Raw genomic sequence first — 13627 nt, 5'->3', positions numbered from 1 at the left:
TCGAACGCTCGTACTTTAGGCCGAGCTTGTCCAATTTTGTCGACGAACTCGTCACAGGGGTTAGAGGGGTGGCACAGGACGGGGAGGACGGGGTCATGAACAACAACACCACCCCCCTCTCCCCCTGCCCCCTCAGCGACCTCGCCGGCCGCGGCGATGTGCGCGGCCGTGTGCTCTCGCTCGCCCAGTTGCGCGAGCGCGGGGTGGCGGCGGGCCGGGCCGCCGCGCAGTGCCGTCCCGGTGGCCCCTGGCAGCAACTGCTGCCGGGCGTCTATCTGCTGCACCCGGGGACGCCGACGAGCGAGGAGCGGCTGCACGCGGTGCTGCTGTACGCGGGGCGGCCGAGCGCCAAGGCGGTGCCGGAGCAGCCGGGGCCGTCGTCGCCGGCCGCCACGCTGCCGTCACCGCCGCCGTCGTGCCCGGCGCCGTACGAGTCCGTGATGATCACGGGGCTGGCGGCGCTGGCCCTGTACGGCTTCTCGTCCACGCCGGGGCTGCTCTCGCTGGAGCAGATTGATGTGCTGGTCCCGCCCACCCGGCGGCTGCGGTCGACGGGGTGCGCCCGGCTGATCCGCACGCACTCCCTGCCCCGGCCCGAGCAGGTCACCGGGGTGCCGGTGGCGCCGGTGGCCCGCGCGGTGGCCGACGCGGTGGCGGAACTGACCGACGCGCGCGCGGTGGTCGCGCTGCTGACCGAGGCGGTACGCGGCGGGCGGTGCGAACCGGCCGTGGTGGTACGGGAGCTGAACCTCTCCGGGCTGCTGGCCCGGTCCCCCGTGGTGGAGGCGGTGGACTCGCTGCTCGCGGAGGGGCGCACGCTGGCGGAGGGGCGGCTGTACGAGATGGTGCGGGCGTTCGAGCTGTGCGAGCCGGTGTGGAACGTCGAGCTGCGGCTGCCGGGGGGAGCGTCCCTGGGCAGCGCGGACGCGTACTGGCCGGAGTTCGCGGTCGCGGTGGAGCTGGACACGAGGACGCCTCGACGGGGCGACAGCGCGGCCGGGACGGCGGAGGACGAGATCGAGTGGTCGGAGGCGGTCCGCAAGCGCGAGCGGCTGGAGCGGCTGGGCATCACCGTCGTCCATCTCACCCCGAGGAAGCTGCGCGAGTCGCTGGAACAGCAGGCGACGGTGGTCCGTACGGCGCTGATGGCGGCGGACGACAGGGATCCGGCGGCGCCGGTGGTGGTCCTGCCGAGATAGACGCGCGGTGCGCCCCTCCGGGGGCGTGAACGCGCCCCTGGGGCGCGGCGCCGGTCCCGCACTCCTGTGGCGTGAGGCCGGTCCCGCACCCCCCGTGGCGCGGGGCCGGTCCGCCCGGCCTCGTGTCACGGGGCGCGGACGGTCAGCCGCAGAATTCCGCTTCGACGACCTTGTCCGGGTCGCCCGTCCAGTCGGCGTTGAGGTTCACGGCGATCGAGTGGCTGCCGTCCGCCGTGGTCGCGGCGCCGGAGGAGGAGCCGTGGATCCCGCCGCCGTGGCCCCAGACCTCCGTGCCGCAGGGCAGCACGCGCGACTCGATGCCGAGGCCGTAGCCGACGCCGGGCGGGGCGTCGTCGCCCAGGGGGACGGTGGTCCTCATCTCGTCGAGCTGCCGCTTCGGCAGCAGCTCGCCCCTGAGCAGCGCGCTGTAGAAGCGGTTCAGATCGGCGGTGCTGGAGATCATCGCGCCCGCCGCGCCCGCCACCGTCGGGTCGAGTTCGGTGACGTCGTGCACCGGGGCCGCCGGGTCCGGGGAGAGCGTCGAGTAGGCACGGCCCGACGGACGGGGCATCCGGACGTCCGTGCCCGGCACGCCGGTGGCGCGCAGTCGCAGCGGGCGCAGGATGCGGCGGTCGATCTCGGTGGCGTACGAGCGGCCCGTCACCTTCTCGATGACCAGCCCGGCCAGGACGTAGTTGGTGTTGGAGTAGCTCCACTCCGTACCGGGCTGGAACTCCGGGCGGTGGCGCATGGCCAGCCCGACCAGGTCGCGTGGCTTCCAGGTGTCGTAGCGGTGCTCGAGGAAGCCGTCCCCGAAGACCTTTCTGACGAACTCGTCGTCCCCGGTGTAGTTGTAGATGCCGCTGGTGTGGTTGAGCAACTGCCGCAGGGTGATGCCGCGGCCGTCGTGGCCGTTGCCGCGTACCAGTCCGGGCAGTGTGGTCTCGACGGTGTCGTCCAGATCGACCGTGCCCTCCGCCTCCAGCTGGAGCAGGACCGTGGCGACGAAGGTCTTGGTGACGGACCCGACGCGGAAACGGTCTCGCGCAAGGCGTGCGCGGCCCGTGGTCCGGTCCGCGACTCCCGCGTCGCCGTTCCAGACACCCGTGCGGTCGCTCACCCCGGCCAGCGCTCCCGGCACTCCCTCCTCCACCGCGGCGTCGAGGGCCCGCTGGGCGGCGCGGTGGGCGGACGCGGATCCGCCGGGCTCCGTCGCCGGTCCGGCCACCGCCGGGCTGATGAGCGCGGTGCTCGCGACGGCCACCGCCGCCAGTGTTCCCGTCCACGCGGTCCTGACCGTGCGTGCCGCCATGCCAACTCCCCTGGATACGAGTGCGATCGGCGGACAGGACTCCGGGTGGCAGGGCCCGGGTCGCCCGCTCCCGCCGGGTTGATCCGCTTTCAGCCGTTCACGGTGAAACGGCCGAGAGCCGGTCGCTCACGCCACAGTCCCAGGCCGGTGTCGACCAGTTCGACGCGGTCCAGGTCCCGGACCGCGTCGAGCGGGTACCAGGCGGCCAGATCCGTGGAACCGCCGGTCTCGGCGCGCAGGGAACCGCCGGTGATCCGGGCCTCGTAGATGATGCGCAGGCCCTGGAAGTCCGCGAAGCTGCCCAGCTTGCGCGGGTAGCGGCGGCGGATCGAGTCCACGCCGAGCAGCGCCGTCATCTCGGCGGCGTAGCCGGTCTCCTCCTCGACCTCGCGGACCGCCGTGTCCACGGGGTCCTCGCCGTGGTCCATGCCGCCGCCGGGGAGGGTCCAGCGCTTGGTGCCGTCGCGTGCCACCCACCGTGCGAGAAGGATCCGTTCGTCCTGTACGCACACGGCGTAGGCGGCGACTCGTAGCTCCTGGTTCATCCCGAGAGGGTAGAACCATGCCGGCCCATCGGCCCGGGGCTCCGCGGGATGTGTCCGATTGGTCCTCCATGGCGCAACCGCCGCGCTGGCGGATGTACGCCATGACCACATCACATCTCCGACAGCACTCCACAAACCCCTGTCACTTAGGAAAAGCTGAGCGGTCATCCGGTACCGAATTCCGGACTGTCTCTTTCACCAACAGGGATGCTGATGACCTCCGAATCCGAGCGCTCCATATCCGGACCGAGACGCGTGGCCAGGGTCGCTGCGGCGGCCGGCCTGGTGGCCGCGCTGATCGCCTCCGGTGCGGTGCCCGCTTTCTCCGCCACAGGCGCCGACGACCCGGCCGCCCCCGCTCCCGTCAAGTCCTCCTCAGACAAACTGGGGTCGGCCGACGCCGATCTGCTCACCGAGGCCCAGGCCGCGGGCGAGAAGAACATCTCCCTGATGGTCGCCACCGCTCCCGGGGCGACCGAGCAGGTCGCCGCCCAGCTCGACGCCGTCCCCGGCGCCGTGGTCGGCAAGACGTACGACAAGCTCGGCTACGTACGGGCGACGCTCCCCACCGCCAGGGCGGAGGCCGCGATCAAGGCGGCCCAGAAGCTCTCCTCCGTGCACGGCATCGATCTCAACCAGGAGATCGAGCTCGACGACCCGAGGCCCGCGGGGGACGCGGACCAGGGTGCGCGGGCCACGGCCACGAAGGCGGACGTCGAGAAGTACCCGGCGCCGGACAGCACGACCAAGGCGGAGAACCCCTACAACCCGTCCTTCGAGACGGGCGCGGTGGACTTCGTCAGGAAGAACCCCACGGCCGACGGCCGCGGTGTCACCATCGGCATCCTGGACTCGGGCGTCGACCTGGGCCACCCCGCGCTCCAGAAGACCACCACGGGCGAGCGCAAGATCGTCGACTGGGTGACGGCCACGGACCCGGTCTCCGACGGCGACGGCACCTGGCGCATCATGAACGCCGCCGTGTCCGGTCCGACGTTCACGGCGAGCGGGCGTACGTGGACGGCTCCGGCCGGCTCGTACAAGTTCAACCTGTTCCGCGAGAACGCCACGCTCGGCGGCGAGATGGCGGGCGACCTCAACCGTGACGGTGACACCACCGATGTCTGGGGCGTGCTCTACGACCCGGCCGCCGGGACCGTCCGCGTCGATCTGGACAACAACGGGAACTTCTCCGACGACACGGCGCTGAAGCCGTACAAGGACGGTTTCCAGGTCGGCTACTTCGGCACGGACAACCCGGCCACCCCGGTGGCCGAGCGCATCCCGTTCGTGGTCGAGATCCGCAAGGACGTCGTCTACAACGCGGCCGGCGCGACCTCCGACTTCGTCAGCATCGGTGTCATCGAGGGCGCGCACGGCTCGCACGTCGCCGGTATCACCGCCGCCAACGGGCTCTTCGGCGGCAAGATGAGCGGCGCCGCCCCCGGCGCCAAGCTGGTGTCCTCGCGCGCCTGCTCCTGGAGCGGCGGCTGCACCAGCATCGCGCTGACCGAGGGCATGATCGACCTCGTCGTCAACCGCGGTGTCGACATCGTCAACATGTCGATCGGCGGTCTGCCCCCGCTGAACGACGGCAACAACGCCCGTGCCGAGCTGTACACCCGGCTCATCGACACCTACGGCGTGCAGCTCGTCATCTCGGCCGGCAACGACGGCCCCGGTACGAACACCATCAGTGACCCGGCCCTGGCCGACAAGGTCATCTCGGTCGCCGCGTCGATCTCCAAGGAGACCTGGGCCGCCAACTACGGCTCCGGTGTGACGAAGAAGTACGGGCTGCTCCCGTTCTCCTCCCGCGGCCCGCGCGAGGACGGCGGCTTCACGCCGACCCTCACCGCCCCGGGCGCGGCCATCAACAGCACCCAGACCTGGGCCCCCGGTTCGCCGGTCGCCGAGGCGGGCTACGCGCTGCCGCCGGGCTACTCGATGCTCCAGGGCACCTCGATGGCCTCCCCGCAGGCCGCGGGCGCCAGCGCGCTGCTGATCTCCGCCGCCAAGCAGAAGCACATCAGCCTCACCCCCGCCGAGCTGCGGACGGCGCTCACCAGCACCGCCGAGCCGATCGACGGTCTCCAGGCGCATGAGCAGGGCGCGGGTCTGATCGATGTCGTGGCCGCGTGGAAGTCCATCCAGCGCGGTGTCAGCTCGTACGAGTACGCGGTGAAGGCCCCGGTCGACACCGCGATCGAGGAGTTCCTGGAGACCCCGGGCTTCGGCACGGGTCTGTACGACCGCGAGGGCGGCCTCCAGGCGGGCCAGAAGAAGACGTACGACGTCACCATCACCCGGACCACCGGCCCCGCGGGCCCGGTGGAGCACCGGCTGAAGTGGAAGTACAACGACGACGACACCTTCCAGTTCCTCCGCAGCCACCGGATCGACCTGCCGCTGAACCAGCCGGTCACCATCCCGGTGCAGGCGAGCCCCGGTTCCGCCGGGGTGCACAGCGCGATCCTGGAACTGGACGACCGTGACACGGAGGGTGTGGACAAGCAGATCCTCGCCACCGTGGTCGTCTCGAAGCCGCTGGCGAAGCCCTCGTACGCGTTCTCGGCGACGGACTCCGTGCAGCGCAACAGCTCGAAGTCGTACTTCCTGACGGTTCCGGCGGGCGCGCAGACGCTGGAGGTGGCGCTGGGCGGGCTCGCCACGGGCAGCCAGACCCGGTTCATCTCCATCCACCCGTACGGCGTGCAGGTGGAGGACAGCTCGACCACGTTCTGCTACCCGAACTACAACAACCCGAACAACACCTGCCGCCCGGACCTGCGCTCGTACCCGAACCCGCAGCCCGGCGTCTGGGAGATCGAGGTCGAGTCGCGCCGTACGTCGCCGCTGCTCGACAACCCGTACACGCTGGACGTGTCGATCCTCGGCGCGGTCTTCGACCCGTCGGTCACCACGATCCCCTCGGCCCGGATCGGTACCCCCGCTCCGGTCGAGTGGAAGGTCACCAACAGCGCCGCCGCCATCGACGGCAAGCTCGCCGGCGGCTCGCTGGGCTCGGCGAAGGTCGCGCGCCCGACGATCGCGGACGGCGAGCAGCAGCAGACCACCCTCACCCTGGGCGCGGGCGTCGAGAAGCTCGACGTCTCGATCGGCGGTGCCTCCGACACGGGGGCCGACCTGGACCTGCTGGTCTACCGGGACGGCGTGCAGGTCGGCGCCTCCACGAGCGCCAGCGCGGAGGAGACGGTCAGCCTGGCCAGGCCGGCCGCCGGTACGTACACGTTCATCGTGGACGGCTACTCGGTCCCGGCCGGGAGCACGGCGTACGACTACCGCGACGTGTACTACTCGGACACGCTCGGCACGGTCGGCGCCAGTGGGACGATCAAGCTCGACAGCGGTGCGTCGGCGCAGGTCGCGGCCGAGGTGCTGGTGAAGAGCGCGGCCCCGGCGGGCCGGCAGTTCTTCGGTGAGGTGCGGTTGCTGAACGCGCGCGGCACTGCCGCGGGCACCGGCAGTGTGATCATCGAGAGCGTCACCCCGTAACCCGTGCGGTAATGGAGGGGCGGGTGTCCACGCGGACACCCGCCCCTCCGGCGTTCCGGCCCGGCCTCCCGGCCTCCCGGCCCAGGTGTTCCGGTCCCGGCGCCCCGGCCCCGGCGTTCCGGTCCCGTTCCTGTCCAGGTGTTCCGTCCTTCGGACAATGGATTGGACAACCCGGCCGGGGTCGGACGCATGATGAGGGAACGCGTTCCCCGGGACAGTCGCGAGTAAGGAGCCCCAGTGAAGGTCGGAATCGTCGGAGCCACCGGTCAGGTCGGCACGGTCATGCGCAGCGTCCTGGCCGAGCGGGCCTTCCCCGCCACGGAGCTGCGGCTCTTCGCCTCCGCCCGCTCCGCGGGCTCCGCCATCGAGTGGCAGGGCCGGCAGATCACGGTGGAGGACGCCTCCACGGCCGACTACACCGGGCTCGACATCGTGCTCTTCTCGGCCGGCGGCGCCACCTCGAAGGCCCTCGCCGAGAAGGTCGCCGGCCAGGGCGCCGTCGTGATCGACAACTCCTCCGCCTGGCGCCGTGACCCCCAGGTCCCGCTGGTCGTCTCCGAGGTCAACGCGCACGCGATCAAGGACCGTCCCAAGGGCATCATCGCCAACCCGAACTGCACCACGATGGCCGCCATGCCCGTGCTGCGCCCGCTGCACGCGGAGGCCGGACTGACCGCGCTGGTCACCGCCACCTACCAGGCCGTCTCGGGCTCCGGTCTCGCCGGGGTGGCCGAGTTGCACGGCCAGGCGCAGAAGGTCGTCGCCGAGGCGGACCGGCTCACCCATGACGGCGCGGCCGTCGACTTCCCCGAGCCCACCGTCTACCAGCGGCCGATCGCCTTCAACGTGGTGCCGCTCGCGGGCAACCTCGTGGACGACGGCTCCTTCGAGACCGACGAGGAGCAGAAGCTCCGCAACGAGTCGCGCAAGATCCTGGAGATCCCCGGGCTGAAGGTCTCCGGGACCTGTGTCCGGGTGCCGGTCTTCTCGGGCCACTCGCTCCAGATCAACGCCCGGTTCGCGCGTCCGCTCAGCGTGGAGCGCGCGTACGAGCTGCTGAAGGACGCGCCGGGCGTGGAGCTGTCCGAGATCCCCACCCCGCTCCAGGCGGCCGGCCGGGACGCCTCGTACGTCGGCCGTATCCGGGCCGACGAGACCGTGGAGAACGGTCTGGCGCTCTTCGTCTCCAACGACAACCTCCGCAAGGGCGCGGCGCTCAACGCCGTCCAGATCGCGGAGCTGGTGGCGGCCGAGCTGAACGGCTGACGCCGGGCACGGCGGCCTGATCGGCGGGGCGGGATTCCCACGGGCGGTACGGGAATCCCGCCCCGCCGTCGTGGGCGCCGGGCGGAGCCCGCCGTTTACTCCCGGGCGGGCGGCCCGCCCGGTGGATTACTCCCGGGCGGGCGGCCCGGTCCGCGTGGAAGGATGTGCCCAAACGTCACGAACCGAGGAGATGACCCGGGTGCCAGGCACAAATCTGACCCGTGAAGAGGCGCAGGAGCGTGCGCGCCTGCTCACCGTGGACTCGTACGGGATCGATCTCGATCTCAGCGGCGCGCAGGAGGGCGGCACCTACCGGTCCGTGACCACGGTGCGCTTCGAGAGCGCGGAGGCCGGGGCGGAGACCTTCATCGATCTGGTGGCGCCCGCCGTGCACGAGGTCGTCCTGAACGGCACCGCGCTCGATGTCGCCGCGGTCTTCCGGGACGCGCGGATCGCGCTGCCGCATCTCCAGCAGGGCCCGAACGAGCTGAGGGTCGTCGCGGACTGCGCGTACACCAACACGGGCGAGGGTCTGCACCGTTTCGTCGACCCGGTCGACCAGCAGGCCTATCTCTACACGCAGTTCGAGGTGCCGGACGCGCGGCGCGTCTTCGCCTCGTTCGAACAGCCGGACCTCAAGGCGTCGTTCCAGTTCACCGTGAAGGCCCCCGAGGGCTGGACCGTGATCTCCAACTCGCCGACGCCGGAGCCCAAGGAGAACGTCTGGAGCTTCGAGCCGACCCCGCGCATCTCGACGTACATCACGGCGCTCATCGTCGGTCCGTACCACTCGGTGCACAGCTCGTACGAGAAGGACGGGCAGTCGGTGCCGCTGGGCATCTACTGCCGTCCCTCGCTCGCCGAGTACCTGGACTCGGACGCGATCTTCGAGGTCACCCGGCAGGGCTTCGACTGGTTCCAGGAGAAGTTCGACTACGCCTACCCCTTCGCCAAGTACGACCAGCTCTTCGTGCCGGAGTTCAACGCGGGCGCGATGGAGAACGCGGGCGCGGTGACCATCCGCGACCAGTACGTCTTCCGCTCGAAGGTGACGGACGCGGCGTACGAGACGCGGGCCGAGACGATCCTGCACGAGCTGGCGCACATGTGGTTCGGCGATCTGGTCACCATGGAGTGGTGGAACGACCTGTGGCTGAACGAGTCGTTCGCCACCTACACCTCGATCGCCTGCCTGGCCGCCGCGCCGGGCTCGCGCTGGCCGCAGTCGTGGACGACGTTCGCGAACTCCATGAAGACCTGGGCGTACCGCCAGGACCAGCTCCCCTCCACGCATCCGATCATGGCGGACATCCGTGATCTGGACGATGTCCTGGTCAACTTCGACGGCATCACGTACGCCAAGGGCGCGTCCGTGCTCAAGCAGCTCGTCGCGTACGTCGGGCAGGACGAGTTCTTCAGCGGCGTCCAGGCGTACTTCAAGGCGCACGCGTACGGGAACACCCGGCTGTCCGATCTGCTGGGCGCGCTGGAGGAGACCTCCGGACGTGATCTGAAGACCTGGTCGAAGGCCTGGCTGGAGACGGCCGGCATCAATGTCCTGCGTCCGGAGATCGAGCTGGACGCGTCGGGCCATGTGACGTCGTTCGCCGTACGGCAGGAGGCGCCCGCGCTGCCCGCCGGGGCGAAGGGCGCGCCCGTCCTGCGCCCGCACCGGATCGCGATCGGCTGCTACGACCTGGACGCGGACGGCAAGCTGGTCCGTACGAGCCGGATCGAGCTGGACGTGGACGGCGAGCGCACGGACGTGCCGTTCCCCGCGAACACCCCGCGTCCCGCGGTGATCCTGCTCAACGACGACGATCTGACCTATGCGAAGGTCCGGCTGGACGAGGAGTCGCTGCGGGTCGTCACCGAGCACCTCGGGGACTTCGCCGAGTCGCTGCCGCGCGCGCTGTCCTGGGCGTCGGCGTGGGACATGACCCGGGACGGCGAGCTGGCCACCCGCGACTATCTGGAGCTGGTGCTCTCGGGCATCGCCAAGGAGTCGGACATCGGTGTGGTGCAGTCGCTGCACCGCCAGGTGAAGCTGGCGCTCGACCTGTACGCGGCGCCCGCGTGGCGCGAGACGGGTCTGACGCGGTGGACGGACGCGACGCTGGCGCATCTCCGCGCGGCCGAGCCGGGCAGTGACCACCAGCTCGCGTGGGCACGGGCGTTCGCGGCGACCGCGCGCACACCGCAGCAGCTCGATCTGCTCCAGGGCCTGCTCGACGGTACGGAGACGATCGAGGGCCTGGCGGTGGACACCGAGCTGCGCTGGGCGCTCGTCCACCGGCTGGCGGCGGTCGGTCTGCACGACGAGGAGGAGATCGCGGCCGAGTACGAGCGCGACAGGACGGCCGCGGGCGAGCGCCACGCGGCGGCGGCGCGCTCGGCGCGTCCGCTGGCCGAGGCCAAGGCGGAGGCATGGGCCTCGGTGGTCGAGAGCGACAAGCTCCCGAACGCCCTCCAGGAGGCGGTGATCGCCGGTTTCGTCCAGACCGACCAGCGTGAGCTGCTGGCGCCGTACACGGAGAAGTTCTTCGCGGCGGTCGCGGACGTCTGGGAGTCCCGCTCCCACGAGATGGCCCAGCAGATCGCGGTCGGCCTCTACCCGTCCCTCCAGGTCTCCCCGTCCACCCTGGACGCGACGGACGCCTGGCTCGCCTCGGCGGGCCCGAACGCGGCGCTGCGCCGGCTGATCTCGGAGTCGCGGTCCGGCGTCGAGCGCGCGCTGCGGGCGCAGGCGGCGGACGAGGCGGCGGCCTCCGCGTAACGACGGGAGGGGGACGGGCCCACGGGGCTCGTCCCCCTTCGGGCGCCGCCGTTCCCTCCGGGGCCACCGCCAGGACGGGCCCCCGCCCGCAGACGCACGCGGGCGCCGCCCGGCGCACCCAGGGGGTGCGGGACGGCGCCCGCGGTGACCCGTGCGGGTCAGACGTGCTTGTGGGACTTGTCGAGCACCATGACCAGGCCGGCGATGATGCCGAAGATCACGACCGGGGCCACCACATAGAGGCCGAGGGTCTCGGCGATGCTCAGCCCCGGGCCGGGGTCGTCGCCGTCGTCCCGGGTCAGCGCGAGCGCCGGGGACGACATGAGCAGCATCATCAGCGTCGTACCGGCCGCCAGGGCGCCGGCGCGCAGAGCGTTCTTCTTGTCCACGGTGCAAACGTAGCGAACGCCTACACCGGCCGCGCGGGCGGGGGTGCCGTACCGGCCCTGACGACCTCCAGCAGGGCGTGCAGCCGGGGCGAGGCGGCCAGTTCCTCCAGGGTCACCGGGCGTCCCTCGGCGTCCGCGACGGGCAGCCGCCAGTTGGGGTACTGGTCCCAGGTGCCCGGCAGGTTCTGCGGCCGGCGGTCGCCCACCGTGTCCGGCAGCCAGACCCCGACCATCCGGGCCGGGGTGCGCAGCAGGAAGCGGTACACCGCGCGGATCTGCTCCTCCTCGTCGCCGCCGGACAGCAGTCCCAGACGGGTGAGACAGCCGAGCCACTCCGCGACCTCGGCCTGCCCCTCCGACTGCTCACGCTCCAGCGGGCGGGTGAGCAGCCCGAGCCGGTGGCGCAGCTCCACGTGCTCTCCGGTGAGCCGGGCCGCCGTGGACGGCAGATCGTGGGTCGTGGCGGTGGCCACACATCCCTCGCGCCAGCTCTCGGGGGGCAGTGGCCGTCCCGTACCGTCCCAGTCGCGCTCGAACCAGAGCACCGAGGTCCCCAGCACACCGCGCCGCTCCAGGGCCTCCCGTACACCGGGCTCGACGGTGCCCAGGTCCTCCCCTATGACGGCGGCGCCCGCGTGATGGGCCTCCAGGGCGAGGACGGCGAGCATCGCCTCGGCGTCGTACCGGACATACGTTCCCCGGGTGGGGTCCTGTCCCCGCGGCACCCACCAGAGCCGGAACAGGCCCATCACATGGTCGATCCGCAGCGCCCCCGCGTGCCGCAGCAGTCCCTTGAGCAGTCCTCTGTACGGGGCGTAGCCCGACGCGGCCAGGACGTCGGGGCGCCACGGGGGCAGCCCCCAGTCCTGGCCGAGCGCGTTGAAGGCGTCCGGCGGGGCGCCGACCGACATACCGGCGGCGAAGGCGTCCTGCTGCGCCCAGGCGTCGGCGCCGTCGGGGTGGACGCCGACGGCGAGGTCATGGACGATCCCGACGGCCATACCGGCGTCCCCGGCGGCCCGGTCGGCGGCGGCGAGCTGCTCGTCCGTCAGCCAGGCGAGCCGGCAGTGGAAGTCGACCCGGTCGAGGAGCCGCCGCCGGGCCTCGGCCGTCTCGGCGGAACGCGGATCGCGCAGCCCCGCCGGCCAGTCACGCCACCGCGAACCGTGCACCTCGGCGAGGGCGTTCCACGTGGCGTGGTCCTCCAGGGCCCGGCCCTGGGAGGCGAGGAAGTCGCAGTACTCGGCACGGCGGCCGGGGCCCAGCTCCACGGTGACCAGGATCTCCAGGGCGGCCCGCTTGAGCGTCCACACGGCGTCGCGGTCGATCAACGCGGCCTTGCCCGGCGTCTTGTCGAGCACGGCCTCCCGCAACTCCCCCGCCCGCGCCACCAGCCCGTCGAGCCGCTCACGGTCGGCGCCGCGCACGTACGCGTACTCCGGGACGGCCTCGATCCGCAGATGGACCGGGTCGGGGAAGCGGCGCGAGGAGGGGCGGTACGGCGAGGGGTCGGTGGGCGCGCCGGGCACGGCGGCGTGCAGTGGGTTGATCTGGACGAACCCGGCGCCCAGGGAGCGGCCCGACCACGCGGCCAGTTCGGCGAGGTCCCCGAGGTCGCCCATGCCCCAGGAGCGGCTGGAGAGAAGGGAGTAGAGCTGCACGAGAAAGCCGTGGGTGCGGCCGGCGGGCCCCGGCACGCGGTCGGGAGCGACGATCAGCGCGACCTGCTGTTCCCGCTCCTCCCGCCGCGCCCGTGGAGCCCGTGACGCGCGGTCCTCGGCTGCGCGGTCCTCGGCGGCGCGGTCCTCGGCGGCGGAGGCGGGGGCGGCGGGGGCGCGCACGGTCAACCGGTGCACACCGAGCGGCAGTCGCGCCCAGACCGCGGCGGCCCCGGGCCCCGGCGCGGGCAGTTCCACCGGCTCGCCCCCCTCCGTCTCCACCCGGAGCACCGAGCCGGGCGGAAGCGCGGCGAGGGCGGGCGGCAGCACCTGGCCCGTGTCGCCCACGCCGTGCCGCGCGGACCACAGCACCAGGGTCGGCGGCAGAAGACGGATCCTGGCGGCGGATTCGGCGCGGCTCAGCGCGTCGGCCACCGCCTCGGGGGTGGACGCGTCGACACCCAGCGCGGCCAGCACCGGGACAACGGTGGTGTCGGGAACGGCGACACTGACACCCGGCGACGGCGTGTACGAGGTGGCGACACCGTGCAGCTCGGCGAGCCTGGCCAGGCTCATGCGCACTCCTGTGGTCAGACTCCGGGGGATTCCGTGCCGCCGGCCGTACCGGGCGCGGTCGGTTCGCTGGTCAGTGGGGCGGCATCGGCGAGCGGGGGCTCACTGGTGAGAGGGGCGGCGGTGGCGAGCGGAGGCTCGCTGGTCAACGGGGTCGGGTCCGTCTGTCGGGAGCGGGGGGACGGCAGAAGCTCTGCGGATGCGGCCATGGCGGCGCCTCCCGGGCGCAGGGAACAGGACAGGACACAGCAGGCCTACCCAGCGGGCGGAGCCGCAGACGCGTACCGCCGGTAAACGTGTGTCGAGTCACGGTCCGTTCCCTGTGCGGCAGTTGAAGGTCCTGCCTATCACAAACCGGCAATTGCGACACAATGGCCACGCGCATTGACACCT

General features: G+C 72.0%; 9 protein-coding genes. 4 read left to right on the top strand and 5 right to left on the bottom strand.

Going from position 1 to position 13627, the window contains the following annotated elements:
• Positions 1–95: 95 nt before the first annotated feature.
• Positions 96–1199 (top strand): hypothetical protein, encoded by a 1104-nt coding sequence (locus tag ACFYYH_RS07155; protein ID WP_388547010.1) that lies wholly within the window; start codon positions 96–98, stop codon positions 1197–1199.
• 142 nt (positions 1200–1341) lie between these two features.
• Here the strand turns inward: ACFYYH_RS07155 and ACFYYH_RS07150 are convergent, their stop codons facing one another.
• Positions 1342–2511 carry a serine hydrolase domain-containing protein gene (locus ACFYYH_RS07150; RefSeq protein WP_388547007.1) on the bottom strand — a complete coding sequence of 390 codons (1170 nt, stop codon included), beginning with the start codon at positions 2509–2511 and terminating at the stop codon, positions 1342–1344.
• Positions 2512–2600: 89 nt separating this feature from the next.
• Positions 2601–3056, bottom strand: coding sequence for an NUDIX hydrolase (locus tag ACFYYH_RS07145; protein WP_388547004.1), 456 nt, complete (start codon positions 3054–3056; stop codon positions 2601–2603).
• A 207-nt stretch (positions 3057–3263) separates the two neighbouring features.
• Between ACFYYH_RS07145 and ACFYYH_RS07140 the strand changes: the two genes are divergently transcribed.
• The 3 genes from ACFYYH_RS07140 (at position 3264) to pepN (ending at position 10614) form a co-directional block, all read left to right on the top strand.
• On the top strand, positions 3264–6572 hold the full coding sequence (locus ACFYYH_RS07140) for a S8 family serine peptidase (RefSeq protein WP_388547001.1): 3309 nt from the start codon (positions 3264–3266) through the stop codon (positions 6570–6572).
• A gap of 237 nt (positions 6573–6809) precedes the next feature.
• Positions 6810–7838, top strand: coding sequence for an aspartate-semialdehyde dehydrogenase (locus ACFYYH_RS07135; RefSeq protein ID WP_388546999.1), 1029 nt, complete (start codon positions 6810–6812; stop codon positions 7836–7838).
• Between the two features lie 199 nt (positions 7839–8037).
• Positions 8038–10614, top strand: a complete 2577-nt coding sequence (gene pepN, locus ACFYYH_RS07130; RefSeq protein ID WP_388546997.1) for an aminopeptidase N — start codon at positions 8038–8040, stop codon at positions 10612–10614.
• Between the two features lie 158 nt (positions 10615–10772).
• On the opposite strand, the gene ACFYYH_RS07125 is transcribed toward pepN, so the two are convergent.
• From ACFYYH_RS07125 to ACFYYH_RS07115, 3 genes are read right to left on the bottom strand one after another with little or no spacing between them, the layout of a single operon-like run.
• The gene (locus ACFYYH_RS07125) at positions 10773–11003 is read right to left on the bottom strand and encodes a hypothetical protein (protein WP_388546994.1); all 231 of its coding nucleotides are present in this window, start codon (positions 11001–11003) and stop codon (positions 10773–10775) included.
• 20 nt (positions 11004–11023) lie between these two features.
• A complete protein-coding gene (gene malQ, locus ACFYYH_RS07120; protein ID WP_388546991.1) occupies positions 11024–13237 on the bottom strand; it encodes a 4-alpha-glucanotransferase in 2214 nt (737 codons plus the stop codon).
• Positions 13238–13251: 14 nt separating this feature from the next.
• Entirely contained in the window at positions 13252–13476 is a 225-nt protein-coding gene (locus ACFYYH_RS07115; RefSeq protein ID WP_388547272.1) for a hypothetical protein, read from the bottom strand.
• Positions 13477–13627 lie beyond the last annotated feature (151 nt).

The sequence above is a fragment of the Streptomyces sp. NPDC002018 genome, from assembly GCF_042890865.1.
Classification (GTDB): Bacteria; Actinomycetota; Actinomycetes; order Streptomycetales; family Streptomycetaceae; genus Streptomyces.
This window is presented reverse-complemented; position numbering and strand designations above follow the sequence as displayed.

Coding starts and splice junctions, on each gene's coding strand:
- ACFYYH_RS07155 (WP_388547010.1), top strand. CDS start 96: ATGAACAACAACACCACCCCCCTCTCCCCCTGCCCCCTCAGCGACCTC.
- ACFYYH_RS07150 (WP_388547007.1), bottom strand. CDS start 2,511: ATGGCGGCACGCACGGTCAGGACCGCGTGGACGGGAACACTGGCGGCG.
- ACFYYH_RS07145 (WP_388547004.1), bottom strand. CDS start 3,056: ATGAACCAGGAGCTACGAGTCGCCGCCTACGCCGTGTGCGTACAGGAC.
- ACFYYH_RS07140 (WP_388547001.1), top strand. CDS start 3,264: ATGCTGATGACCTCCGAATCCGAGCGCTCCATATCCGGACCGAGACGC.
- malQ (WP_388546991.1), bottom strand. CDS start 13,237: ATGAGCCTGGCCAGGCTCGCCGAGCTGCACGGTGTCGCCACCTCGTAC.